Origin of the sequence: Mycolicibacterium chitae (genome assembly GCF_900637205.1) — a bacterium.
In the GTDB taxonomy this organism is placed as follows: Bacteria; Actinomycetota; Actinomycetes; order Mycobacteriales; family Mycobacteriaceae; genus Mycobacterium; species Mycobacterium chitae.
In genome coordinates, this window is record NZ_LR134355.1 from 1261062 (window position 1) to 1286669 (window position 25608).

At 69.4% G+C, this 25608-nt stretch carries 23 protein-coding genes and 1 pseudogene; 13 read left to right on the forward strand and 11 right to left on the reverse strand.

All coding sequences use genetic code 11. From position 1 onward, the window contains the following. The first annotated feature begins 1 nt into the window (after position 1). Positions 2-1258, forward strand: coding sequence for an alpha/beta fold hydrolase (locus EL338_RS06120; protein ID WP_126332914.1), 1257 nt, complete (start codon positions 2-4; stop codon positions 1256-1258). Here EL338_RS06120 and EL338_RS06125 read toward each other — a convergent pair. The 4 genes from EL338_RS06125 to EL338_RS06140 are packed head-to-tail and all read right to left on the reverse strand — an operon-like array spanning position 1248 to position 6751. Continuing rightward, a complete protein-coding gene (locus EL338_RS06125; RefSeq protein WP_126332915.1) occupies positions 1248-2915 on the reverse strand; it encodes an oligopeptide ABC transporter substrate-binding protein OppA in 1668 nt (555 codons plus the stop codon). The two genes, EL338_RS06120 and EL338_RS06125, sit on opposite strands and share 11 nt — an antisense overlap. A gap of 58 nt (positions 2916-2973) precedes the next feature. Continuing rightward, positions 2974-4830 (reverse strand): oligopeptide ABC transporter ATP-binding protein OppD, encoded by a 1857-nt coding sequence (locus EL338_RS06130; protein ID WP_126332916.1) that lies wholly within the window; start codon positions 4828-4830, stop codon positions 2974-2976. Next, positions 4827-5777 (reverse strand): oligopeptide ABC transporter permease OppC, encoded by a 951-nt coding sequence (locus EL338_RS06135; protein WP_126332917.1) that lies wholly within the window; start codon positions 5775-5777, stop codon positions 4827-4829. The genes EL338_RS06130 and EL338_RS06135 overlap by 4 nt, the downstream gene beginning before the upstream one ends. Beyond that, a complete protein-coding gene (locus EL338_RS06140; RefSeq protein WP_126332918.1) occupies positions 5774-6751 on the reverse strand; it encodes an oligopeptide ABC transporter permease OppB in 978 nt (325 codons plus the stop codon). Before EL338_RS06140 ends, EL338_RS06135 begins: the two co-directional genes overlap by 4 nt. Before the next feature lie 130 nt (positions 6752-6881). On the opposite strand from EL338_RS06140, the gene EL338_RS06145 reads away from it, so the two are divergent. From EL338_RS06145 to EL338_RS06160, 4 genes are all read left to right on the forward strand, one after another. Continuing rightward, positions 6882-7373 (forward strand): beta-class carbonic anhydrase, encoded by a 492-nt coding sequence (locus EL338_RS06145; protein ID WP_126332919.1) that lies wholly within the window; start codon positions 6882-6884, stop codon positions 7371-7373. A gap of 365 nt (positions 7374-7738) precedes the next feature. After that, a complete protein-coding gene (cysD, locus tag EL338_RS06150; protein ID WP_126332920.1) occupies positions 7739-8668 on the forward strand; it encodes a sulfate adenylyltransferase subunit CysD in 930 nt (309 codons plus the stop codon). After that, positions 8668-10530: a sulfate adenylyltransferase subunit CysN gene (gene cysN / locus EL338_RS06155; RefSeq protein ID WP_126332921.1), complete on the forward strand. Its 1863-nt coding sequence runs from the start codon at positions 8668-8670 to the stop codon at positions 10528-10530. Before cysD ends, cysN begins: the two co-directional genes overlap by 1 nt. Further along, positions 10523-11257, forward strand: a complete 735-nt coding sequence (locus tag EL338_RS06160; protein WP_126332922.1) for a 3'(2'),5'-bisphosphate nucleotidase CysQ — start codon at positions 10523-10525, stop codon at positions 11255-11257. The genes cysN and EL338_RS06160 overlap by 8 nt, the downstream gene beginning before the upstream one ends. Before the next feature lie 3 nt (positions 11258-11260). Here the strand turns inward: EL338_RS06160 and EL338_RS06165 are convergent, their stop codons facing one another. Together EL338_RS06165 and EL338_RS06170 are read right to left on the reverse strand one after the other, a co-directional pair. Continuing rightward, positions 11261-12475, reverse strand: coding sequence for a sulfotransferase family protein (locus tag EL338_RS06165; RefSeq protein ID WP_126332923.1), 1215 nt, complete (start codon positions 12473-12475; stop codon positions 11261-11263). Then, positions 12472-13500, reverse strand: coding sequence for a hypothetical protein (locus EL338_RS06170; RefSeq protein WP_126332924.1), 1029 nt, complete (start codon positions 13498-13500; stop codon positions 12472-12474). The genes EL338_RS06165 and EL338_RS06170 overlap by 4 nt, the downstream gene beginning before the upstream one ends. 77 nt (positions 13501-13577) lie before the next feature. Here EL338_RS06170 and EL338_RS06175 point away from each other — a divergent pair, with 77 nt between their 5' ends. Next, entirely contained in the window at positions 13578-14177 is a 600-nt protein-coding gene (locus EL338_RS06175; protein WP_126332925.1) for a cysteine hydrolase family protein, read from the forward strand. Between the two features lie 27 nt (positions 14178-14204). Then, positions 14205-14684, forward strand: a complete 480-nt coding sequence (locus tag EL338_RS06180) for an Rrf2 family transcriptional regulator (RefSeq protein ID WP_126332926.1) — start codon at positions 14205-14207, stop codon at positions 14682-14684. Here EL338_RS06180 and EL338_RS06185 read toward each other — a convergent pair. Genes EL338_RS06185 through EL338_RS06200 form a run of 4 tightly spaced genes read right to left on the reverse strand, consistent with a single transcriptional unit; the run spans position 14669 to position 17712 of the window. Further along, a complete protein-coding gene (locus EL338_RS06185; protein WP_126332927.1) occupies positions 14669-14890 on the reverse strand; it encodes a hypothetical protein in 222 nt (73 codons plus the stop codon). The two genes, EL338_RS06180 and EL338_RS06185, sit on opposite strands and share 16 nt — an antisense overlap. 42 nt (positions 14891-14932) lie before the next feature. Continuing rightward, positions 14933-15784 (reverse strand): DUF4097 family beta strand repeat-containing protein, encoded by an 852-nt coding sequence (locus tag EL338_RS06190; RefSeq protein WP_126332928.1) that lies wholly within the window; start codon positions 15782-15784, stop codon positions 14933-14935. A 12-nt stretch (positions 15785-15796) separates the two neighbouring features. After that, positions 15797-16441 (reverse strand): response regulator transcription factor, encoded by a 645-nt coding sequence (locus EL338_RS06195; protein WP_126332929.1) that lies wholly within the window; start codon positions 16439-16441, stop codon positions 15797-15799. After that, on the reverse strand, positions 16429-17712 hold the full coding sequence (locus tag EL338_RS06200) for a sensor histidine kinase (RefSeq protein ID WP_163792046.1): 1284 nt from the start codon (positions 17710-17712) through the stop codon (positions 16429-16431). The genes EL338_RS06195 and EL338_RS06200 overlap by 13 nt, the downstream gene beginning before the upstream one ends. Positions 17713-17893: 181 nt before the next feature. On the opposite strand from EL338_RS06200, the gene EL338_RS06205 reads away from it, so the two are divergent. Both EL338_RS06205 and EL338_RS06210 read left to right on the forward strand, forming a co-directional pair. Next, positions 17894-18952: a TDT family transporter gene (locus EL338_RS06205; protein WP_235666477.1), complete on the forward strand. Its 1059-nt coding sequence runs from the start codon at positions 17894-17896 to the stop codon at positions 18950-18952. A gap of 79 nt (positions 18953-19031) precedes the next feature. After that, positions 19032-19913: an LLM class flavin-dependent oxidoreductase gene (locus EL338_RS06210; protein WP_126336704.1), complete on the forward strand. Its 882-nt coding sequence runs from the start codon at positions 19032-19034 to the stop codon at positions 19911-19913. Between the two features lie 45 nt (positions 19914-19958). Here the strand turns inward: EL338_RS06210 and EL338_RS26130 are convergent, their stop codons facing one another. Beyond that, a complete protein-coding gene (locus EL338_RS26130; protein WP_170217428.1) occupies positions 19959-20111 on the reverse strand; it encodes a hypothetical protein in 153 nt (50 codons plus the stop codon). 392 nt (positions 20112-20503) lie between these two features. Between EL338_RS26130 and EL338_RS06215 the strand changes: the two genes are divergently transcribed. From EL338_RS06215 to EL338_RS06230, 4 genes and pseudogenes are all read left to right on the forward strand, one after another. Then, a complete protein-coding gene (locus tag EL338_RS06215; protein ID WP_126332931.1) occupies positions 20504-21670 on the forward strand; it encodes a lactate 2-monooxygenase in 1167 nt (388 codons plus the stop codon). Further along, positions 21645-23270 (forward strand): annotated as a pseudogene (locus EL338_RS06220) (glycoside hydrolase family 13 protein). Before EL338_RS06215 ends, EL338_RS06220 begins: the two are co-directional and overlap by 26 nt. A 153-nt stretch (positions 23271-23423) precedes the next feature. After that, entirely contained in the window at positions 23424-24188 is a 765-nt protein-coding gene (locus EL338_RS06225) for an SDR family NAD(P)-dependent oxidoreductase (RefSeq protein WP_126332932.1), read from the forward strand. Positions 24189-24429: 241 nt separating this feature from the next. Further along, positions 24430-25608, forward strand: a complete 1179-nt coding sequence (locus EL338_RS06230; RefSeq protein ID WP_197721918.1) for an amino acid ABC transporter substrate-binding protein — start codon at positions 24430-24432, stop codon at positions 25606-25608.

The following is a 25608-nucleotide window of genomic DNA, read 5'->3' on the forward strand; positions in this document are numbered from 1 at the left end:
TATGGGCCTGAACCCGTTCCGGCGTGGGGTGAATCAAGCGTTGGCCGCGATGCCGGGGGTGCGGGCGGTGCGCCGTCCGGTGACCCCGGGTTCGACCGAACAGTTCACGCTGTACTACGTGCGCAGCGGACCGCTGACGGCGCATCCGGTGGTGATCATCCCGGGCGGGCCCGGCGTGGCGTCGATCCACCACTATCACGCGATGCGTCGGCGCGCGGCCGACCTCGGTCTGGACGTGGTGATGGTCGAACACCGCGGCGTGGGCATGTCCCGCCACGACGATTCGGGTGCCGACCTGCCACCGGAGGCGATGACCGTCGAGCAGGTGATCGACGACATCGTCGCGGTGCTCGACGATCTCGGCGTCGACACCGCGGTGTTGTACGGCACGTCCTACGGCAGCTATCTGGCCGCGGGAACCGGTGTGCGCCATCCGCATCGGGTCCGCGCGATGATCCTGGACTCGCCGGTGCTCTCGGCCGACGATCTCGAGGCGATGCGCACCGCGTTGCGCGGGTTGCTGCTCGGCGGGGCGGTGCCCGGCGCCGAGACGGTGGCGCCCAAGGTGCGCCGGCTGCTCGACGCCGGGCTGCTGTCGTCGTCGGCCGCCGAGGTCGCCGCGTATGCGTATTCGTATGGGGGAGTGGCGCTGCTGAACCGGCTGCTCGACCTGTTGCTGACCGGACACACCCTGCTGTGGCGGGCCATGATCGCCATCAGCAAGCTGACGCTGCGCCCGGTGCCTTACCACAACGAGGTGGACCTGGTGGGGCGCATCGCCTTTCGGGAGCTGGACTACGCGGGGGAACCGGACGGGTTGCCGCTGGACCCGGCGGCCGCGCTGCTGGCGATGGCCGAGCAGATCCCGGGCCGCCGGCCCGAATTCGAGGGCGAGCCCTATGACCTGGTGACCGAGCTGCCCCGGTTCGACTGGCCGACGGTCGTGATCTCCGGTGGGCGCGATCTGACCACCCCGCCGCCGGTCGCCGAACGCATCGCCGGGTTGGTCCCCGACGCGCAGCTGGTGTCGCTGCCGACCGCCGCGCACAGCGCCCTGGACACCCGCGAGGTGGCCGCCCTGCGGATCACCAAGACGGTGGTGCGGGGGCGGGCCGCCGAGCTACCCGCGCGCAGCGCGGAACTCGATGCGCTGCCGGCCAACCCGTCGATGCGGATGCTGGTCGGGCTGCTCGGGGCCGCCGCCGCCGTCGAGGCCGCGTTGCCCGCCTCCCGGCGCGCGCCGGGACCTATTGCATGAAGCCCACCGTGGTGTAGTCGATGTCGCCGAGGCCGGACGCGCCGAAGTTGGCCAGGTTGCTGCGCACCGCGATGTTGCCGGCCGACTGGGTCATCGGCAGGCTGAAGCCCTCGGCCCAGATCAGCTCGTCGAGCTCGTTGGCCAGCTCGCGCGCCCGGTCCGGATCGAGTTCGGTGAGCACTTCCTCGATCTTCGCGTCGATCTCCGGGGAGCCGATCTTGCCGAAGTTGCTCTCGCCGGTGGACTTGTAGATCTGGGTCAGCCCCGCGAACGGGAAGGCGTCGCCCACCCAGGAGAACTGCGCGATGTCGAAGTTGCCGACGGTGATCCAGTCGGTGAAGAACCCACCGCCGCCCTTGGCCTCGATCTCGAGCTTGACGCCGATCTGCGCCAGGTTGTTCTGTGCGATCTGGGCGAACTGCTTGGTGCTGGCGGCGTCGTAGAGCACGTCGCGGATGACCAGCTGCCGACCGTCCTTCTCGCGGAATTGGCCGTTGAGCTTCCAGCCCAGCTCGTCGAGTTCGCGCGCGGCGGCCTCGGGGTCGTAGGCCACCACGGCGCTGTTGTCCTGGTAGCCCTTCTGCCCGGCGACGAAGATGTGGTTGTTCAGCGGTGCCGGGTCGTCGGCCAGTCCGCGCATGGTGACGTTGGCGATGGTCTGGCGGTCGATGCCCTTGGAGATCGCCCGGCGCAGCGCGGGATCGGCCAGGATCGAGCCGGGCGCGCCGTTGAACGTGAAGTGATACCAGCTGTTGCCGGGGGCGCGGCGGATCTCGATGCCGTTGGTGTTGCGGGCGATGGTCAGCTCGTCCAGCGACGCCACCCCGGCCGCGTCGATCGTGTTGTTCTGCAGCGCCGGCATCCGCGCGGCGTCGTCGAGCACCATGTAGGTGATGGTGTCGAGCACCGGCGTGTCGCCCCACCAGTCCGGGTTGCGGGTCAGGGTGATGCGCTGCGCGGTGCGGTCCACGTTCGAGATGACGAACGGTCCGGCCGACGGGCCGGGCCCATTGAGTTGCCCCTTGTTGAACACCTCCGGGTCGCGCGTCATGCTCGCCGGCAGCAACATCCCGTTGCCGGCGAACATCCCCTGCCAGTCGGCGTAGGGCCGGTCGAAGGTGATGACGGCCTGGCGGTCGTCCTCCCCGCGGGTCACCGAGGCCACCCGTTCGCTGCCGTTGGGGCTGGCGATGGCGAACGCGGGATCCTTACCGCTGGTGGCGTGGATCTGGGAGGCGATGTCCTGCCAGGTGATGGGGGTGCCGTCGGTCCACACCGCGTCGGGGTTGATGGTGTAGGTCACCACCTGCGGATCGGTCTCGGTCAACTCGATGTCGGTGAAGTAGTCGGTGTTGACGGTGGTGGTGCCGTCGGCGGCGATCCGGAATGCCCGCGGCAGGGTCGCGCGCATCATGTTCGCCGCGTCGGCGACGTTGCCGTCGATGTGCAGGGTGTTGAAGTTCGGTGGGAACCCGTTCAGCGCCAGCCGGAGGTGTCCGCCCTGGCGCAGCGTGGCGGGGTCCTGCGGATTCAGGTCGGCCGTCGCGCCGACCTCGGCGTTACCGCCGACCGACGGGACGTCCTGGTTGGCGCCCGAACACCCGGCGAGGATCAGCGCACCCGTCATCGCCAGCACGGCACAGCGTCGCAACATCATGAGGACCGATGTTAACCGTCGTCACGGTTTGCGCCGGTGGCCCGCGACCGGCGCCGCCTCAGCTGCGGTGAGGATCCGGCTGCGGGACCGCGTCGAGCAGCTTGCGGGTGTAGTCGTGGCGGGGGCTGCCGAAGACCTGCTCGGCGGGGCCCTGCTCGACGATCTTGCCCTTGAACATCACCGCGACGTGGTGGGCCAGGTGCTTGACCACCGACAGGTCGTGCGAGACGAACAGGTAGGACAGCCCGAACTGTTGCTGAAGGTCCAGCAGCAGGTTGAGGATGCCGGCCTGGATCGACACGTCCAGAGCGGAGACGGGTTCGTCGAGCGCGAGGATCCTCGGGTGCAGCGCCAGGGCCCGCGCGATGCCGATGCGCTGCTTCTGGCCGCCGGAGAACTCGGTCGGATAGCGGGCCGCGTCGGTCCGGCTCAGCCCCACCAGGGTCAGCAACTCGGCGACCCGGTCCTGGGTGGCCTGCTTGGCGACGCCGTTGGCCTGCAGCGGTTCGGCTAACACCTCCGACACCGGCAGGCGGGGGTCCAGGGAGGCGACCGGATCCTGGAACACCACCTGCAGATCGCCGCGCAGGCGCCGCCGCCCGGCGCGATCCAGGGTGGCGACGTCGGTGCCGAGCACCTCGATGGTGCCGGCCTGCGGCGCAGTGAGTTCCAGCACCTCGTGCAGGGTGGTCGACTTGCCGGACCCGGACTCGCCGACGATCCCGAGGGTCTGCCCGGCCGGTAGTTCGAAGCTGATGCCGTCGACGGCGCGCACCTCGCCGATGGTGCGCCGCAGCACGACCCCCTTGGTCAGCCGGTAGGTCTTGGCCAGGTTCTCGACCCGGATCACCGGCGCCGGATCGGTTTCGGCCGGCGCGGCGACGGGAGTGGTTGCCACCCCGTAGATCTCGGCGGCGCTGCGCCCGACGACCTCGTCGGTGCGGATGCATGCGGCGCGGTGGTCCACGGTGTCGGGGCCGACGGGCAGCAGGTCCGGTTCGGCCGTGCTGCATTCGGGGATCGCCAGCGGGCAGCGGGGCGTGAACGGGCAACCCGGCGGCAGGTCCGACAGCGACGGCGGGGTGCCGGGGATGGGTACCAGGCGCGCGCCCTGCGGCGCGTCGAGGCGGGGCACCGAACCCAGCAGGCCCGCGGTGTAGGGCATCCGGCGGTCGCGGTACAGGACGTCGACCGGGGCGGTCTCCACGGCGCGCCCGGCGTACATCACCATCGCGCGGTCGGCGAACTCGGCGACCACGCCGAGGTCGTGGGTGATGATCAGCACGCCGGCGCCGGTGACGTCGCGCGCGGTGCGCAGCACGTCGAGGATCTGGGCCTGCACGGTGACGTCCAGCGCGGTGGTGGGCTCGTCGCAGATCAGCAGGTCGGGGTCGTTCGCGATGGCGATGGCGATGACGACGCGTTGCCGCTCACCGCCGGACAGTTCGTGCGGGAACGCCTTGGCGCGCCGTTCGGGCTGGTTGATGCCGACGAGTTCGAGCAGTTCGACGGCGCGGCGGCGGGCCTGCTGCTTGGTGGTCCGGTCGCGCTGGGGACGGTGTGCGGTGATGGCCTCGGCGATCTGGTCGCCCACGGTGTACACCGGGGTCAGGGCCGACATCGGGTCCTGGAACACCGTGCCGATCGCCTTACCGCGCACCCGGGACAGTTCCCGGTCGGGCATGTCGAGCAGTTCGGTGCCGCCCAATCGCACCGAGCCCGAGACCTGCGCGTACTCGGGCAGCAGGCCGATGATGGCCATCGCGGTCGCCGACTTCCCGGAACCGGATTCGCCGACGACGGCGACCACCTCGCCGGGGTCGACCCGGAAGTTGACCCCGCGCACGGCGTTCACCGGCGCGGCGTCGGTGGGGTAGGTGACCGCCAGGTCGGTGACCTCGAGCAGCGCGCTCATCGGCGGCTCCCGAACTTGCGGCGGCTGCGCCGCAGGTTGCCCGAGCCGGGGTCGACGGCGTCGCGGATCCCGTCGCCGATCATGTTGGCGCACAGCACGATCAGCACCAGGATCCCGGCGGGGAACAGGAACACCCAGGGGAACGTCGTCACCGACGGGGTGCCCGAGGCGATCAGGGTGCCCAGCGAGACATCCGGCGGCTGCACGCCGAATCCCAGGTAGCTGAGCCCGGTTTCGGCGAGGATGGCCAACCCGACGTTCAGCGTGGTGTCGATGATCAGGATCGAGGCGACGTTGGGCAGGATGTGCCGGGAGATGATGCGGGTGTTCGACACGCCCATATACCGTGCGGCCTGGACGAATTCGCGCTCGCGCAGGCTCATCGTCATGCCGCGCACCATGCGCGAGCTGATCATCCAGCTGAACAGCGACAGCAGCACGATCAGCATCACGATGCTGCCGCTCTGCTTGACCCGCGGGGTGGCGATGGCGATCAGGATGAAGCTGGGCACCACCAGCAGCAGGTCGACGATCCACATCAGGGTGCGGTCGCGCCAGCCGCCGAAGTAGCCCGCGACCGCCCCGACGGTCGCTGCGATCACCGTCGAGATGACCGCCACGCACACGCCGATGAGCAGCGATTTCTGCATGCCGCGCAGCGTCATCGCCAGCAGGTCCTGGCCCAGGGAGTTGGTGCCGAACCAGTGCTGCGGGCTCGGCGGCTGCTGCAGGGCGGTGTAATCGAGGTCGGTGTAGGACCACGGCAGCAGCGGCGGCAGCGCGTAGCAGCCGACGAACATCACCACCAGCAACACCAGCGAAACCACCGCGGGCCCGTTGCGCAGAAAGCGCCGCAGCACCATGGTGCGCCGGGACGCGAATGCGGCCTCGGGTGCGGGGGCTTCGGGTTCGGGCGCCACGGCGGGGCCGCTCACGGGTTCACTCATTGGACCCGCACCCGGGGATCGAGGGCCGCGTAGATGACGTCGGAAAGCAGGCCGGCCAGCAGGATCACCGCGCCGGAGAACACCGTGATGGCGGCGATGATGTTGGTGTCCTGGGTGGCGATGCCCTGCACCACCCATTCGCCCATGCCGTGCCAACCGAAGATCTTCTCGACGAACACCGCGCCCGTCACCAACCCGCTGACCCCGTAGGCGAACAGCGTGGCCATCGGGATCAGCGCGGTCCGCAGGCCGTGCCGGAACAGTGCCTGGCGTTGGGTGAGGCCCTTGGCCCGCGCGGTCCGGATGAAGTCTTGGCCGAGCACGTCGAGCATGGCGTTGCGTTGATATCGGCTGTAGCCGGCCATGGCCACCAGCGCCAGGGTGAACGACGGCAGCACCAGATGCTGCAGGCGGTCGACGAACATGTCCCAGCCGCCACCCGTCGCATCCGGTGAGGTCTCGCCGGTGTATTCGAACAGTTGCACGCCGAGGACCGTATTGATCTGCAGCGCAACCAGGATCATCAGGCTGGCGATGACGAACGTCGGCGTCGACAGCGCCAGCAGCGACAGCACCGTGATCACCCGGTCCGACAGCCGGTATTGGCGGATGGCGCTCCAGGCGCCGATGACGACCCCCAGCACCGTGCCGACCACCGAGCCGATGATCAGCAGGCGCAGGCTGACGCCGATCCGTCGGCCCAGCTCCTCGGAGACCGGCTGGCCGGTGACGGTGGTGCCGAAGTCGCCCTGCACCGCGCCGGAGACCCAGTTGACGTAGCGGAGTGGGATGGGCTTGTCGAGGTCGAGTTCGGCGGCCTTGGCGTCGATGACGGCCTGCGGGGGTCGGGGATTGCGCTGTTCGAGGCTGTCCAGCGGGGAGAACGCCACCGAGGTCAGGCAGAACGTGAGGAACGAGGCCAGCGCCAGCAGCACGACGTAGTTGAGCAGTCGGCGCGACAGGAAACGCGTCATGCGTTGGTCCGCCTCGGCTGCATGCGCACAGCGTAGGAGATCGCGGGGCCGGCGCCCGGCAGGCCACGGTTGTGTTCAGCCTGATCGAAGCGCCTGGCCGGCGGCGCAGATGCTGTTAGCCTCGCCCACCATGAGCGTCACTGATCAGTACCTGGCCAACAACGCGAAGTACGCCGAAACGTTCAGCGGCCCGCTGCCGCTGCCGCCGAGCAAGCACGTCGCCGTGCTGGCCTGCATGGACGCCCGCCTGGACGTGTATCGGCTGCTGGGTCTCGGCGACGGCGAGGCGCACGTCATCCGCAACGCCGGCGGCGTGGTCACCGACGACGAGATCCGCTCGCTGGCCATCAGCCAGCGGCTGCTGGGCACCCGCGAGATCATCCTGATCCATCACACCGACTGCGGGATGCTGACCTTCACCGACGACGCGTTCAAGAAGGACATCCAGGACCAGACGGGGCTCAAGCCCGAGTGGGCCCCCGAGTCCTTCCCCGACGTCGAGGAGGACGTCCGGCAGTCGCTGCGGCGCATCGAGGCCAGCCCGTTCGTGACGCTGCACGAGTCGCTGCGCGGGTTCGTCTTCGACGTCGCGACCGGAAAGCTCACCGAGGTAACGCTCTAGCTCGCCCCGTCCGCCAGGCGCTGCACCGACCCCGCCTGGCTCCTGCCGCCGCGCCTGCCTCGCCGATTGTGCGGTTTCATACGGGACACGCCGCTGCGGCGTATGAGGACGCACAGTCGCGGTGACCACCGGCGGTGACTAGACCGCCCCCGTCGCGCCGCTCGCCGAGCGTGCGGTTTCATACGGGACACGCCGCTGCGGCGTATGAATCCGCACAGTCGCGGTGACCCCAGCGGCGGTGGCAGCCCGCCGGCTACTTATGCGGCCCATCTACCTGGAAATCTTGACGCGACGGACCGCGGACTGGCAGCATTCTTGCCAATAACGATAATCTTGGTCAGATCTACCAACTTTACGAGGAATGCATGAGCGCTCCAACGGCGACCCAGCCGACCGCGGGACAGTACGAACTGAGCCATCTCCGGGCCCTCGAGGCCGAGGCGATGCACATCATCCGGGAGGTGGCCGCCGAGTTCGAGCGGCCGGTGCTGCTGTTCTCCGGCGGCAAGGATTCCATCGTCATGCTGCACCTGGCGATCAAGGCCTTCGCGCCCGGTCGGGTGCCGTTCCCGGTGATGCACGTCGACACGGGGCACAACTTCGACGAGGTGATCTCCACCCGCGACGCGCTGGTGGCCCAGCACGGGTTGCGGCTGGTGGTGGCCAGCGTGCAGGAGGACATCGACGCCGGTCGCGTGGTGGACAACGGTCCCTCGCGCAACCCGCTGCAGACGGTCACGCTGCTGCGCGGCATCCGGGAGAACCGGTTCGACGCGGCCTTCGGTGGGGCGCGCCGCGACGAGGAGAAGGCCCGGGCTAAGGAGCGGGTGTTCAGTTTCCGCGACGAGTTCGGGCAGTGGGACCCCAAGGCGCAGCGCCCCGAGCTGTGGAACCTGTACAACGGTCGGCACCGCAAGGGTGAGCACATCCGGGTCTTCCCGCTGTCGAACTGGACCGAATACGACATCTGGGCCTACATCGGCGCGGAGAACATCACGCTGCCGGCCATCTACTACGCCCACACCCGCCCGGTGTTCCAGCGCGACGGGATGCTGCTCGCGGTGCACGAGTACATGCAGCCCCGCGACGGCGAAGAGGTGTTCGAGACCTCGGTGCGCTTCCGCACCGTCGGCGACGTCACCTGCACCGGTTGCGTGGAATCCACCGCCGAGACCGTCGAGCAGGTGATCGCCGAGACCGCGCTGTCGCGGCTGACCGAGCGCGGCGCCACGCGTGCCGACGACCGGATCTCCGAGGCCGGCATGGAAGACCGCAAGCGGGAGGGCTACTTCTGATGAGCGCCAACACCACACTGCTGCGGATCGCGACCGCCGGTTCGGTCGACGACGGCAAGTCCACCCTGATCGGCCGGCTGCTGTTCGACTCCAAGGCCGTCATGGAGGATCAGCTCGCCGCCGTCGAGCGCACCTCCCACGAACGCGGGCACGACTACACCGACCTGGCGTTGGTGACCGACGGGCTGCGCGCCGAGCGGGAGCAGGGCATCACCATCGATGTCGCCTACCGCTACTTCGCCACGGCCAAGCGGAAATTCATCATCGCCGACACCCCGGGGCATCTGCAGTACACCCGCAACATGGTGACGGGCACCTCGACCGCGCAACTGGCGATCGTCCTCGTCGACGCCCGCCACGGCCTGCTCGAGCAGTCCCGCCGGCACGCGTTCCTGGCGTCGCTGCTCGGTGTGCAGCACATTGTGCTGGCGGTCAACAAGATGGACCTGATCGATTGGGACCAGGCGCGTTTCGAGGCGATCCGCGAGGAGTTCCACGCGTTCGCCGCGCGGCTGGACATCCACGACGTCACCACCATTCCGCTCTCCGCGCTCAACGGCGACAACGTGGTCACCAAGTCCGACAAGACCCCGTGGTACGACGGTCCGGCGCTGCTGAGCCACCTCGAGGACGTCTACATCGCCGGTGACCGCAACCTGGTCGACGTCCGCTTCCCGGTGCAGTACGTGATCCGCCCGCAGACCCACGAGCACGCCGATCACCGCAGCTATGCCGGCACGGTGGCCAGCGGCGTGATGCGCCCCGGTGACGAGGTCGTGGTGCTGCCCAGCGGAAAAACCAGCACCATCACCGTGATTCACGGTCCCACCGGTCCGGTCGAGGAGGCGTTCCCACCGATGGCGGTGTCGGTCAGCCTGGCCGACGACATCGACATCAGCCGCGGGGACCTGATCGCGCGGCCCAACAACCAGCCGGTGGCCAGTCAGGAATTCGACGCCATGGTGTGTTGGATGGCCGACGATTCGGCGTTGGAACCCGGCCGCGACTACGTCATCAAGCACACCACTCGCACCACGCGGGTGCGGGTGGGCGCCCTGGACTACCGCCTGGACGTCAACACCCTGCACCGGGACAAGTCGGCCACCGCGCTCAAGCTCAACGAACTGGGCCGGGTCACGCTGCGTTCGCAGGCCCCGCTGCTGCTCGACGAGTACGTGCGCAACGGGACGACGGGATCGTTCATCCTGATCGACCCAGACACCAACGTCACCGTCGCCGCGGGCATGGTCCGCGACACCGCACCGGTGGCCACCCGCACCGCCTCGCCCAACACCGTGCGGCACCAGTCGCTGGTCGAGGCCGGGCAGCGGCTGACCCGGGGTCGCACGCTGTGGTTCACCGGACTCTCGGGCTCGGGTAAGTCCTCGATCGCGGTCCTGGTGGAGCAGAAGCTGGTCGAGAACAACTGCCCCGCATACGTTCTCGACGGCGACAACCTGCGACACGGACTCAACGCCGATCTCGGTTTCTCGATGGCCGACCGCGCCGAGAACCTGCGCCGGCTCGCCCACATCGCCACGCTGATGGCCGATGCCGGCCTGACGGTGCTGGTGCCCGCCATCAGCCCGCTCGAGGAGCACCGGGAGTTGGCGCGCAAGGTGCACACCGACCACGGCACCGACTTCTACGAGATCTTCGTCGACACGCCGCTGGCCGACTGTGAGGCCCGCGACCCCAAGGGTCTCTACGCCAAGGCCCGCGCGGGCGAGATCACCCACTTCACCGGCATCGACAGCCCCTATCAGCGGCCCAAGAATCCGGACCTGCGCCTCACTCCGGAGGAGCCGTGCGACGAGTTGGCCCAGCGGGTCATCGACCTGCTCGACGCCGACCGTGGCTGATCACCAGCTGGCCGCCGACCTGGCGACCCGCGCCGGTGAGTTGTTGTTGGCGGTCCGCGAGGAACTGGCGGATGCGACGCCCGAGGAGCGAAAGGCCGCCGGCGACAAGCGGTCCCACGACTTCCTCGCCGAACAACTCGCCGCGGCCCGACCCGAAGACGCGGTGCTCTCCGAGGAGGGCATCGACAATCCGGAGCGGTTGACGGCCCGGCGGCTGTGGATCGTCGACCCGCTCGACGGCACCCGGGAGTTCTCCGAACTGGGCCGCGACGACTGGGCCGTGCACGTCGCGCTCTGGGAAGACGGCGAACTGGTCGCCGGTGCGGTGGCCCTGCCCGCCCAAGGGATCACGCTGGCCACCCCGACTCCGCCCCCGGTGCCGGCGGCCCCGGACACGTTGCGCGTCGTGGTGTCGCGCACCCGCCCGCCGGCGATCGCCCTGTCGGTGCGCGACGCACTCGGCGGCGTCCTGGTCGAGATGGGTTCCGCGGGCGCCAAGGTGGCCTCCGTGGTGCAGGGGCGCTCCGATGTGTACGTGCACGCCGGCGGCCAGTACGAATGGGACTCCGCGGCGCCGGTCGCGGTGGCCCGCGCGGCCGGTCTGCACACCTCGCGCATCGACGGCTCGCCGCTGCGCTACAACCAGTCCGACGCCAAGCTGCCGGATCTGATCATCTGCCGCCCCGAACACGCCGCGGCCGTGCTGGCGGTCACCGCGGCGGGCTGAACCTCAACGCGCGTCGGTGATCTCGTCGAGGAAGGCGAAGCGCTGTCGCACCTCGTCGGGGTCGATGCCGAACTGCTCGGGAGTGTAGCGATGCCCACCGGCGTTCCTCGGGTGCGCCCGGTGGTAGCCGTCGATGAACCCGTCGATATCGTCCGGCGCTGACATGCCCGCGGCCGCATACACTTTGGCGACCGCGCGGGCGGGCTCGGCGATCAGCTCGTCGTAGTCGAGGTCGACGAAGGTCGCCGCGCCGGTCGCGGTCGTGCGGCGAGCCTCGACCGCGCGCCGCAGCCACAGTTCGCTCTGCGCCACCTGCTGCCGGCCCACCTCGACCGGGTCGACGTCGTCGCTGTAGGTGCTGCGGTACACCGCGAACAGGCTGGCCCCCGAGGTCAGGGTCGACACGATGTCGCGGTGGATCTGCACCACCACCGCACCGGGGAAGGCCTCGATCAGGTGGTCGAGTTCGGCGGTGTGGGCCGGGGCCTTGAGCACGAAGCGGCGGTCGTCGCGGTGGGCGAGCAGTTCCAGGCCCTGCCGGTATCGGGCGTAGGTGCCGGTGAGGTCCTCGGCGGCAAGCCATTCGGCGTAGGACGGCAAGCGCATCATCGAGGTGAAACCCCAGTTGCGCAGGTCGGTGCCCATGCCCAGCACGCACTCCTCGGGCAGTGCCGGGCCAGACAGGTGCACCACGGCCATGTCGGGATTCAGGGTGTGCAGCAACTGACTGGCCGTCGCGCTGACCTCGCCGGGCGGCGGGGCGTCGGGGGTGGTGAACAGCCACGGCGAGACAAGTTCGGCCGGCAGCGGCGCGTGCAACCGAGTATCGGTGCCCAGCAGGCGGAACAGGAAGGTGGTGCCGGTGCGCCAGCCGCCGATGATGACGATCGGCGGGGCCAGTTCCACCGCGGGAATCTGGCTCCGGCACCGGGTGATTCGTGCGCCGGCGGTCAGCCGGCCGGTGGCCGACTGCAGGGCCATCCGGACCCCCACCGCGTTGAGCCGCCCATCGCGTTCGGCGGAATCCAGAAAGGCTTCGAGGGCAGGGGCCCAGCCGTCGGCGAACTCGTCGGGGGAGAACTCGCCGCGGCGGGTGGCGCGCTGCGCCACCTGTTCGGCATCGAAGCGGTAGCGGTGCGGATTCTCGGCGCGGTCCTGTTCGGCCTCGGCGTAGATCTGCCGCGCGACCGCGCTGCGGGCCGGCGGCTCCCAGCTCATCGCAGCTCCGCCAACGGGATTCGCCGCACCGCCGGCAGGTCCGGTTCGGCCGCCGCGTGCAAGAACCGCAGCACGAACAGCCCGAAGGGTAGCCCCTCGGTGTCCAGCCAGTCGTACCCGCGGACGCCGGGATCGCTTGCGGCGAGGACGAACCGGAACGCGCCGTCGGTCAGGGCGGCCGTCGCGCCCGTGACCGACACGGTGCGGTGCCGGTAGTCCAGCGAGTTCAGGAATCGGTTGTAGAGCACGATGTTCCAATGCCGACACGGCGGCGGCACCCCCTCGAGCACCAGCGCCTCGCCGTCGCCGAGTTCCCAGGCGCCCCGCAGGTAGTGGATCCCGGGTTCGGTGAACGCCGCGCCGCCGGCCATCGCCGACCAGTGCCGGACGGTGTTGGGGGACTTGGCGTCCTCCGCGGTGGAGAACTCGAATACCTTCGGTACGTTGGCGATCACCGCCCCGAGCCGGCTCAGCGAACGGTCGAGATCGGCGGGTGGCGCCGCGTCGACGGTGCCGAGCGCCTCGATGCGGCACCAGCCCGGATCCCGCGGATCGGTGCGCTCGTGCGCGTAGCGCACCCACACCGACGACGAGCCCGGCGGAAGGTCACCCAGCGGTACGGAGAAGTCGCCGCCCGCACCGATGTTCAGGTCGTCGCTGTCGAGGCGCAGCACCGACGCTGCGTCGGCGACGCCGGTGCCGCTGTACACCGTGATGGACTGATACACCGAGGCGCCGACGTTGCCGATGATCCGGTAGCGACGGTCGTCGCGGATGTCGGTGATCCAGTAGCGGTAGTCCGGATTGTCCATGAAGAACTTCTGCCGCCACCCGTTGAACGGCGCCAGGTCCGGACGGTCCCGGTCGGTCTCGAGGCGGCCCAGCAGGTTGTTGGCCGCGCGCACCAGCGCCCGCTGCCCGGCGGCGCGTTCGGCCGCGTCGAGGCCCGCGGTGGCGGTGCTCAGCGAATCGCCCGCCGCGCGAAGGCCGTCCACGAAAGCGGTCCAGCCGTCGTCGCTTGCCATCGAGGGGATCGTATCGGTGGTACGACGGGTGTCAACGGATCGCGCGCTCAACTTGTGTCGGGCGGTAGCTTGGTCTCATGGCCGAGCATCCCACCCTGCGCAACCTGACCGGACTTCCCGCCGAGCCGCAAGGTCTGGCGTCGTCCGCGTTGATCATGATCGACCTCCAGAACACCTACACCCGCGGCGTGATGGAACTCGAGGGTGTCCAGCCCGCCCTGCTGGAGGCCGCGATCCTGCTGGACCGGGCGCGCACCGCCGGCATCCCGGTGATCCACATCCAGCACGACGCCGGACCGGGCTCCCCGTATGACGTGCGGGAGGAGATCGGCGCCATCGTCGACAGCGTCGCACCGCGGGAGGGCGAGGCCGTGGTGGTGAAGAACTACCCGAACTCGTTCGTCGGGACCGACCTCGACGAACGACTCAAGGGGCTCGACGCGAACAACCTGGTGCTGGCTGGATTCATGACCCACATGTGCGTCAACTCGACCGCGCGCGGCGCGTTCAACCTCGGCTACGCGCCCACGGTGGTCGCGGCGGCCACCGCGACCCGGGCGCTGCCCGGGGTGGGAGAGACCGAGGTGCCGGCCGCGGCCGTGCACGCCGCGAGCCTGGCCGCGATCGCCGATCTGTTCGCGGTGGTGGTCCCGGACAGCGCGGCCATCCCGGACTGACCGCGCCCGAATGGCAGAATCCGACTGATGCGGATGTCGGCCAAGGCGGAGTACGGCGTGCGGGCCATGGTGCAGTTGGCCACCGTCGCCGCCGGTGAGCTGACCACCACCGACGACCTGGCCAAGGCGCAGGGCATCCCGCCGCAATTTCTGGTCGATATCCTCAGCGCCCTGCGGACCGACCGGCTGGTGCGTAGCCACCGCGGTCGCGACGGCGGGTACGAACTGGGCCGACCCGCCGATCAGATCAGCATTGCCGACGTGCTGCGCTGCATCGACGGCCCGCTGGCCAGCGTCCGGGACATCGGACTGGGGGACCTGCCGTACTCCGGACCGACGGCCGCGCTGACCGACGTGTGGCGCGCGCTGCGGGCCAGCATGCGCTCGGTGCTCGAGCAGACCAGTCTCGCCGACGTGGCCGGCGGCGCGCTGCCCGAACACGTCGGCTCACTCGCGGACGATTATCGACGCCAGGAGACCCAGCGCGGGCATCAGCGCGCCGATTGACCTTCGCGCCCCTTGGCGTCGTCCTGGCCGTACTTGGGGTTGCCGTCGTCGTCTAGCCATTCGTTGATGGCGGTGCCGGTGACGGTGTTATCCGACCCGGGCAGGACGGCCGTGGGCCGGTCCTCGTAAGCGCTGACCATGCGCTTGGCTTCCTTCTTGGCCGAGTCGGTGACCTCGACCTTCTCGGTGGTCGGTTCCTCGTTCATGACTGCATGGATGACCGCTGGTGTGAGCCATCAAACACTTTCTCAGGTTCGGTCGACGACCACGCTGCCGGCCCCGGCCCGCGCGGTGATCTCCGAGACGGCCTCGCCGGGATCGGAGGTGCGCGGCACCCGCACCACGGTGCGGCCCTCGGTGTCGCCGGTGCTGGCATTCACCAGGAACGGCCCGTCGCCGTCGAGCCCGAGTTCCACCGAGCCGCGGTCGAGGGTGGCCCGGATACGCGGCGGCGGCGGGTCCTGGAAGTCCACGCTGATCTTGCCCTCGATGCCGGTGGCGGAGAAGGAATCCCGGACCTCGATCGGCGCGCGGCTGTGGATGGCGCCGCGCTGGTTGTGGATCTCGACGGTGCGGGCGGCGCCGCGCAGGGCCACCGCGCCGTTGTCGATGCGCGCCTCCAGTCGGTCCAGGTCGGTGTCGACCATCAGGGCGCCGTAGCGCTGGGTGGAGATCAGCGTCAGGCCGCGGGCGAGGCCGGGCGGCAGCACGATTCGCACCTCCCCGGCCCGCGCCCACCGGAACCAGTCGGGGGTCTGGCCCCGGACCGTCACCCGCGCGCTATCGGCCTGGGAGGTGATGTCCAGGGCATGCCGGTTTCCGGCCGTGCTGATGAATCGCATCTCGGCGCGCGGTTCGGTGGCGTCGTCGTCGGTGAGGATCCGGACCGCGATCGGCACTTCGCCGGCGTCGATGTTGAGCACCCGCAGGTCGGCGGGCAGCGGCTGGGCATCGGCGACGATGCGGGTGCTGCCCACCCCCACCGCGACGGCCGTCAGGCCCGCGACCAGGGCCAGGCCCAGCACCACCGCGGCGGTGACGATGACGACGCGGATGGTTCTGCGCTCGCCCGTGGAGGGCGGAGTGTGCGTTGCGGTCATGACTTCCTCCGGTCAGGTGTCCAGGTAGCGCAGCACCGCGAGGATGCGGCGGTTCTCGCTCTGGTCGGGGGCGAGGTCGAACTTGGTGAAGATCGAGGCGATGTGCTTCTCGGCGGAACCGGTCGAGATCGACAGGATGGTCGCGATCGCCGAGTTGGTCTTGCCCTCGGCCATCAGTTGCAGGACCTCGCGTTCCCGGTCGGTGAGGCTGTCCAGCGCGTTGCGCCCCTGCGAGCGGACCAGGATCTGCGCGACGACCTCGGGGTCCAGCACGGTGCCGCCGCCGCCGACGGTGGCCACCGCGTCGAGGAAGGCCGGGATGTCGGCGACCCGGTCCTTGAGCAGATAGCCGAAACCGCGGGTGTCGGCGGTGATCAACTCGGCCGCGTAGCGCTCCTCGACGTAGTGCGAGAGCACCAGCACCGCCGAGTCCGGGTTCTGGCTGCGCAGCAGGGCCGCCGCGCGGATGCCCTCGTCGGTGAAGGTCGGCGGCATGCGGACGTCCACGATGGCCAGGTCCGGTGCGAGGTCGTTGACCACCCGCAGCAGTTCGGTCGCGTCGGGCACGCCTGCGACCACGTCGTGGCCGGCGTCGATCAGGATGCGTTCCAGGCCGGCCCGCAACAGGGCGGAGTCCTCGGCGATCACGATGCGCATGGCAGCACCGCGCTCACGATGGTGGGACCGGTGACCGGACTCGACACCGACAGCGTGCCGCCGGCGGCGCGGACCCGTTCGGCCAGCCCGCGCAGCCCCGTGCTGTCGGGACCCGCGGAGATCTGGGCACCGCCGCGGCCGTCGTCGAACACCGACACGTGCAACTGCTGGGCGGTCTCGTCGACCCGCACGGTCACGACCGCGCGAGTGGCCGCGGCGTGTTTGGCGACATTCGTCAGCGCCTCTGCGACCAGGAAGTACGCCACGGCCTCGACCTCGTCGGGCAGCCGGTGCGGCAGGTGCACGTCCAGAGACGTTGGGATGCCGGAGGTTTCGCTGCGCTGCACCACGGCGGACAGGGCCGCATCCAGTCCGCGGTCCGACAATATGGTCGGGGCGATCCCGCGCACCACGTTGCGCAGTTCGGCAAGGGCCTGCTTGGCGTCGCCGTGCGCCTCGTCGATCAGCGTCTTGGCCGCGCCCGGATCCGAATCCAGCTTGGTCTGGGCCAGCCCGATGGTCATGGCCAACGACACCAACCGCGGTTGCACGCTGTCGTGCAGGTCGCGTTCGATGCGGTGCCGCTCGGTGTGCGCCGAGGACACCGCACCTCGGCGGGCGTCGGCGAGCGCGCTGACCTGGTTGCGCAGGGCCGCGGTGTCCGACGGGGCCAGCAGCCAGCGGTCGATCCGAGCGTCCACGGCCGGTGCGAAGATCAGGATCGCGATCGCGGCCGCCAGCGCGGTGATCGCCAGCACCCACGTTAGCCACACCGGCAGGAACCGCACGCCGGCCGCGGCGTCGCTGCCCTGCACCGCGATGCCCGCGGCGGGCCCCACGAAGGCGAAGGCCAACAGGACCAGCGCGATGACGGTCACCAGGAAGTCGTAGAGCATCCGCAGGTAGTGGTGGGAGAAACCCTTCCAGAACCGGGTGCTGCTGAGGTCCAGCCACAGTTGGTGCAGCCAGCCCAGGAACCCGTCGCGATGGGTCAGCTCCCGCGCCGGAGTGGGAATGCCCATGCCGAACACCGCCTCGGAGCGGCCCCGCTCGAGGGCGTTGACCCCGCGGATCAGGTAGACGAACACCACGACGGCGATCGCCGTGCCGATCAGCGAGGGGATCGAGGACACGGCGGCGACCATGAGGGCCAACGGGATCCAGGCCCACAGCACGGCGATGACGGCGTTGGTCACCATCGAGGCGGTGGGCACCACGCCGAGGTGCCGGGCGCGCGGCGGGGCCGGGAGAACGTCGGTTGCGACTGCCATGGGTCTAAACCTAGGTAGTCGAGGCCCCGCGCAACACGGCGTTATCCAGAGATCCTGGTGGGGGTTAACCCCCAGTTAGGGTCATGGCGTGAGCGATGCCGCAGCGCCGAGCGAGGTCCCCGCACCGCGGAAGCGGGTCGAGGTCCTCGGAAGTATCGGCCCCAACTGGTTCGCCGCGGTGATGGGGACGGGCATCGTGGCCATCGCCGGCGCCACCCTGCCGCTGCAGGTGCCCGGCGTGCGCGGGTTCACCGAGGGGGTCTGGGTGATCGCCCTGATCATGCTGGCGGTGTTGGTGCTCGTCGTCGGCGGGCACTGGCTGTGGAATCCCCGGGTGGTGCGCGGACATGCCCGCAACCCGCAGATGGCGCACTTCTACGGCGCCGCACCGATGGCGCTGGTCACCGTCGGCACCGGCGCGCTGCTGGTGGGCAAGGACCTGATCGGCGAACGCGTCGCCGTCGACCTGGCCTGGGTGCTGTGGACCGCTGGCACCCTGGGCGGGTTGTTCACCGCCGTCAGCATCCCGTTCCTGATGTTCACCCAGCACAGCGTCGAACCCGACGCGGCGTTCGGCGGGTGGTTGATGCCCGTCGTCCCGCCGATGGTGTCGGCCGCCGGCGGCGCCCTGCTGCTCCCGCACATGGCGCCGGGCACCGGGCGCGAGACGATGCTGTACGGCTGCTACGCGATGTTCGGGCTGTCGCTGGTGGCCTCGCTGATCATCATCACGATGATCTGGACCCGGCTGGCCCTGTACGGCACCTCGGGTACCGCGCGGGTGCCCACACTGTGGATCGTGCTGGGTCCGCTGGGGCAGTCCATCACGGTGGCCGGGCTGCTGGGGACCTATGCCGGCAGCGCCGTCGCCCCCGAGATCGCCAGTGGGATGCGCGTTTTCGGCGTCCTTTTCGGCGTTCCGGTGTGGGGTTTCGCGGTGTTGTGGATCGCGTTGGCGACCGCGTTGACGGTGCGCACCCTGCGCCGCGGCATGCCGTTCGCGTTGACCTGGTGGAGTCTGACCTTCCCGGTCGGCACGTTCGTCACCGGGACCACGCAGCTGGCCGAGCACACCGCGCTGCCGGCGTTCGAGGTGGCGGCGGTCGCGGCCTACGTCGGTCTGCTGGCCACCTGGGTGCTGGTGGCGATCCGCACCACCGGCGGCAGCCTGCGGGGCAGCCTGTTCGCACCGCCCGCAAGTACCGACCCGATTCGGGCACACAAAGATCCGGTGGCCTGAGGCCTGACGATCCGGTGGCCTGAGGCCTGACGATCCGGTGGCGCACGGCCGTGCCACAATCGCCGTCATGCGGGTAGGGATGACGATGCCGGTCATGGAGCCGGATCTGGACTCCACGACCCTGCGGACGTGGGCGGAGATGGTCGACGAGGGACCGTTCTCGTCGCTGTGCTGGGGGGAGCGCATCGCGTTCGACAACCCGGACAGCCTGACGCTGCTGGGCGCCCTGGCGGCCTGGACCGACCGGGTCGAGCTGGTCACCACCGTGATCGTCCCGCAACTGCACGACCCGGTGCTGTGCGCCAAGGCGTTGGCCACCGGGGACCTGATCTCCGACGGGCGGCTGACGGTGGGGCTCGGGGTCGGCGGCCGGCACGAGGACTACCGGGCGGTCGGCGCGGACCCGAAGACGCAGACCATCCGCGGCATGGCGGAGCGCGTGGAGATCATGCGACGGGTGTGGGCCGGCGAGGCGCTCAGCGACTCGGTGCTGCCGGTGGGACCGCCGCCGGTGCAGCGCGGCGGTCCGCGTCTGCTGGTGGGCACCATCGGGGAGAAGACCCTGCGCAGCGCCGCCGCCTGGGCCGACGGGTTGGCCGGTACCACGCTGGATCTTGATGTCGGCAAGCAGAACGAGCTGTTCGACGTCGCGCGTCAGGCCTGGGCCCAGCAGGGTAAACCGGCGCCGCACCTGGCGACGTCGTTCTGGTTCGCCCTGGGCCCCGCCGAGTCGGCGCGCGAGCAGGTCAGGGCGCATCTGCTGCGCTACATGAACTGGATCCCCGCCGACTACGTCGAGGCGATGGCCCCGACGACGGGATGGTCCGGCGATGAGGACCAATTGGCCGCGGTGCTGCGGGAGTTCGCCGCGGTGGGCACCGACGAGGTGCACCTGATCCCGACGAGTTCCGATGTGGACCAGCTACGGCGGGTCGCCGAGGTGGCCCGCGACTTCACCTGAGCCCCTACCCGCCGAATGGATTGTCGGGCAAGCGGTCTTGGTCGGTCAGGAGGCCGGCGCGGAGGCGCCCTTGTCCTCGGAGTTGTCGCGCCGCGGTCGGTCCGAGAACACCAGGGCGGCAACATCGTTGTGCTGACTGGTGTTTCGCGGTGCGACTGTCGGCTTGTTGGGGTGTGAAAAAAGGTTCGTCGAGTCCATCGTGTTTCCTAGCGTCAGGGGTCACGCATGCGGGGTACCGAGAGCGTGTGCACCGCGCCACAACTGCGTGAAGGTCGCCGAATCGGCGTGTCGTGCCGAAATTGTCTGGCACTGACCGCCACTGTACACCTCGAGGTCCAATCGATCTGGGATTCGGACCATGTCGAGTTCGGCGGTTGTGGTGCGCTGCGGCTCGCGCTCGTGGTGTCTCGGCCCTGGCCCGTGCTGATCAGAGCGTTTTATCGGCTCGGCCGCACGGCTACCTGCCGGATGGCGCCGCAGCCGATATCGTGGGGCATGCCGTGCCCGCCGAACCGTGAGGCCGACCACCTCGCCGACGTGCGGTTGCGCCTGGACGCGATGTGGCGGGGCCCGAGAGGAAGGTGCGCAGCGTGAACCCGTGGGGCAACTACCAGTACGAGATCTACTTCCAGGGCCTGACCGGCGTGTTGCCCTCCTTGCCGATGTCGTATGCCGAACTGGAGGAACGCGCCCGGCAGGCGCTGCCGCCGTCGGTGTGGTCCTACGTCGCCGGGGGAGCCGGGGACGAACACACCCAGGACGGCAACGTCACCGCGTTCCGGAACTGGGGCCTGATGCCTCGGATGCTGGTCGGTGCCACCGAGCGCGATCTCTCGGTCGAGTTGTGGGGGAAGCGCTGGCCCGCACCGATTTTCCTGGCCCCGATCGGGGTCATCGCGTTGTGCGCCCAGGACGGTCACGGGGACCTGGCCACCGCCCGGGCCGCCGCGGCCACCGGCGTGCCGATGGTCGCCTCCACGCTGATGGAGGACCCGTTGGAGGACATCGTCCCGCAATTCGGTGACACGCCAGGGTTTTTCCAACTCTACTGTCCCAACGACAAGGACATCGCCGAGAGTCTCGTGCGCCGCGCCGAGGCCGCCGGATACGACGGCATCGTCGTCACCCTGGACACCTGGATCCCGGGTTGGCGCCCGCGCGACCTGAGCACCGCGAACTTCCCGCAGCTGCGCGGCAAGTGCCTGGCGAACTACACCAGCGACCCGGTGTTCCGGGAGAAGGCCGGCCTGGCCGAGGGCGCCGACCCGCGCGATGCCGTGATGTACTTCGCCAGCGTCTTCGGCAAGTCACTGACCTGGGATGACCTGACGTGGCTGCGTTCGCTGACCAAGCTGCCGCTGATCCTCAAGGGCATCTGTCATCCCGACGATGCCCGGCGCGCAGCGGATTTCGGTGTGGACGGCATCTACTGTTCCAACCACGGCGGGCGGCAGGCCAACGGCGGGATACCCGCCATCGACTGCCTGCCGGAGGTGGTGGCCGCCGCCGGCGAGCTGCCCGTGCTGTTCGACTCGGGGGTCCGCTCGGGCGCCGACGTCATCAAGGCCCTGGCGCTGGGGGCCCGCGCCGTCGGCATCGGCCGGCCGTACGCCTACGGCCTGGCGCTCGGCGGCGTCGACGGGATTGTGCACGTGCTGCGCTCCATGCTCGCCGAGGCGGATCTGATCATGGCGGTCGACGGGTATCCGACGCTGGCCGATCTGACGCCGGATGCGCTGCGCCGCGTGGGGCGCTGAGTTGGTGCAGTGGTGGGAGACCGCGGTCGTCTACCAGGTCTACATCCGTAGCTTCGCCGACGGTGACGGGGACGGCATCGGCGACATCACCGGTCTGCGGTCCCGGTTGCCGTACCTGCGCCGGCTGGGCGTCGACGCCGTGTGGATCAACCCGTGGTACCCGTCGCCGATGGCCGATGCGGGGTACGACGTGGCCGACTATCGCGACATCGACCCTGCCTACGGCACTTTGGTGCAGGCCGGTCGGTTCATCGAGGAGGCCCACGCCGCAGGTATCCGGGTGTTGCTGGACATCGTGCCCAACCACACCTCGGACCAGCACCCGTGGTTCCAGGCGGCCCTGCGCGGCGAACCCGGCGCCCGCGAGCGCTACCTGTTCCGGTCCGGCCGGGCGGCGTCGCCACCGAATGACTGGCAGAGCATCTTCGGCGGCCCGGCGTGGACGCGCACTGCCGACGGCTGGTGGTATCTGCACCTGTTCGCGCCCGGACAGCCCGACCTGAACTGGGATCACCCCGAGGTGCGGGCGGAGTTCGAAGACGTCCTGGCGTTCTGGTTCGACCTCGGGGTCGACGGCTTCCGCATCGACGTGGCGCACGGCCTGGTGAAGGCGCCGGGACTGCCGGACCGTGGTGGGGCGGACACTCCGCACCCCGCGTTCGATCAGGACGGGGTGCACGACATCTACCGCGGTTAGCGCGCCGTGGCCGATCGGTATGAGCCGCAACGGATCTTCATCGCCGAGGCATGGGTGCCCGGCAACGAGCGGTTGGCGCGCTACCTGCGCCCCGACGAACTGCACACGGCCTTCCAGTTCGACTTCCTGCGCGCACCCTGGCGGGCGGCGAAGCTGCGCGAGGTCATCGACGACGCGATTGCCGGGGCGGCATCCGTGGGCGCGCCCCCGACCTGGGTGCTGTCCAACCACGACGTGCCGCGCACCGTGACGCGCTACGCCCGGGCGCAGCCCGACGGCATGGTGGAGTCCGAATGGGAGCGGGCGCGCTGGTCCGAGGAGTCCGCCGATCACGCGCTGGGTCGCCGGCGCGCGCGGGCGTGCGCGCTGCTGCAGTTGTCGCTGCCCGGCACCGCCTACGTCTACCAGGGCGAGGAACTCGGGCTCGAGGAGGTCGAGGATTTGCCCGCCGAGGTGCGTCAGGACCCGACGTGGCTGCAGTCGGGATGTACCGATGTCGGTCGCGATGGTTGCCGCATCCCGCTACCCTGGTCGGGATCGCAAGCACCTTATGGGTTTTCGCCTCCCGGATCCGCCGGGACCTGGCTGCCGCAACCCGAGCACTGGGGTGCGCACACGGTGGCCGCCCAGGAGCGGGATCGGGAGTCGATCCTGAACCTGTATCGCGCCGCGCTGGGGTTGCGGCCTCGGCTCTGGGTGGGCGCCGGCGAGGTGCGGTGGCTGGCGAGCTCCGAGGGCGTGCTCGGCTTCGCTCGCGGCGAGGCGCAGTGCTGGGTCAACACCGGTGCGTCCGAGGTGGAACTGCCCGAGGGAACCGAGGTGGCGTTGGCCTCGGAGCCCGGGGTGGAACGGGTACTGCCGCCCGACGCCGCGGTGTGGTTGGTGGCGCGCAGCTTGCCGTGACCCGCGGCGAGATTGCAGCCAGGGTTGCGCCTGAGGATGAAGCTGCAACCGTCGGCGCGCAATTTGGTGGACGCCCGGTTTCCACTGTCGTCTACGCGATTTCGTAGTCTGATACTGGACGCGAGCGTGGCCTCGCCATGAGACAGTCCCAACATGCCCCGATCCGATCAGTCAGATATCCGCCTGTCCGATGGCCGTCTCGCCGGCCGTGTCGTCGTGGTCACCGGTGCCGCCGCCGGCCTGGGGGAGGGCATCGCGCGACGAATGTCGGCGGAGGGAGCGACGGTCGTCGGGCTTGACGTCGCGCCTCCGCCGGGGGATGCCGGTGCGATCGTGTACCTGGAGTGCGACGTGGCCGATCCCGACTCGGTGAGCGCCTCGATAGCCGAGGTGGCGGATCGGTTCGGTGGTGTCGACGTCGTGGTCAACAACGCCGGACTGCTCTCGGGCCGTGCAAGTTTGCTCGAAGCGACGCCGCAGGAGTTGCACCGGTACTTCAGCGTCAACGCGGTGGGGGCACTACTCGTCGTGCAGGCCGCCTTCCCGCACTTGCGGGACAGCGCGCACCGTGGTCGGATCATCAACGTCGCGTCGCGAACGTTCTTCACCGGGGGCGCCGGCCTGGTCGGCTACGTGGCGAGCAAGGGCGCGCTGATGGGCATGACCCGTGTCATGGCTCGCGAGTTCGGTGAACACCGGATCTGCGTCAACGCGGTGATCCCCGCGCAGGTGGACACCCCTGGCACCCGTGCGCATTCTGACGATGATGTCTTTCGAAAGACCATGTCGGCACAGGTGATTCAGGATTTCGTCACCCCTGACGATTTCGCCGGACTGGTGGCCTTCTTGGCCGGTCCGGATGCTCGGATGATCACGGGGCAGAGCATCGTCTGCGACGGCGGGGGCCTGTTTCACTGATTCGCGTTGCGCACGCCAAGGGTCCGCGCCACACTGCTGATGGGCGCGGAGAGGGTACATGGCGGGTTCGTTCGGCTCCAATACTAAAGCGCTTTTGTCAACTGTGGGTAAATTCACTCGTTCCTCTTGCGTTCCCCCTAGAGTTCAGTGCAGGGTGTTCAGGTGAAGCGCTTTAGTAGCGCTCAGGCAGTCACGAGGAGTGCGCAATATGACGGTACGAAAGAGCTTGAAAATTGCCGCGGTGGCGTCCGCCCTGATGCTGGGTGCCGTGGGTTGCGGCGCCGGTGGTGGTGGCGCTGACGACGACACGATCCTGGTCGGAATCTCGATACCTCTGACGGGCGACTTCGCCGAACCCGGCAAGGGGGTGGAACGTGGGTACCAAGTGTGGGCCGACACGGTCAACGCCGGCGGTGGCCTACTGGGTCGTCAGGTCAAACTGAAGATCCTCGACGACAAGTCGCAGGCTGAGGCGGTCGTCGCGGACTACGAGGCGCTTATCGCCCAGGACCAGGCCGACCTGATCTTCGGTCCCTACTCGAGTCGCCTGGTCATCCCGGCGGCCCGCGTCGCCCAGGAGTACGGCATGTTGTTCGTCGAGCCTGCGGGCAACGCCGCCGAGGTCTTCGAGCAGGGCTTCGACAATCTCTTCTACTCCGGACCGGCGGTGGCCGACAACAGCTTTGACTTCCTCGTCGACTACATCCTGGCCATGCCGGAGGATCAGCGGCCCAAGACCGCGGCCGTCGCCACCATGGATGATCCGTTCCCGAAGGCCACCGCGCACGGTGTCCGCGACCGGCTTGCCGCGGGCGGCATCAAGATCGTCGTCGACGAGGAGTATCCGCCCAACCAGATCGACTTCTCTACGCTCGCAGCCAAGATCGCGCCCACCCGGGCCGACGTCGTGATCGGCGGCGCGGCCTATCAGGACGCCGTCAACCTGATCATCGCGCTACAACAGTTGGACTACCAACCCAAGATCGCCGGGTTCACCACCGCGCCCACCCACCCCGAGTTCGCCAGCGCACTCGGTGCGCGGACCGCGGGCATCCTGGCCCCGACGTCGTACTCCGCGGATGCGAACGTCCCGACCAACGCCGAGTTCGTGGCCGCCTACGAGGCCAAGTACAACCACAAACCCAACGAGGACGAGGCCGCGGCTTTCGCCACGGGGCAGGTCGTGCAGGCCGCCGTCGAGAATGTGGGATGCGCCGAACAGGGTGAGTGTCAACAGCAATTGATCGACTACCTGCGCACCGCCGAGGTGCCCACCGTCGTCGGCCCGTTGGCGTGGGACGAGGACGGCCGGCCCAAGGGTGCCAGCATGGTGCTGCAGTGGCAGGACGGTGAAGCCAAGATCGTGCTTCCCGAAGCCGCCGCGGAATCCGAGATCATCGTTCCGAAGCCGGGTTGGTGA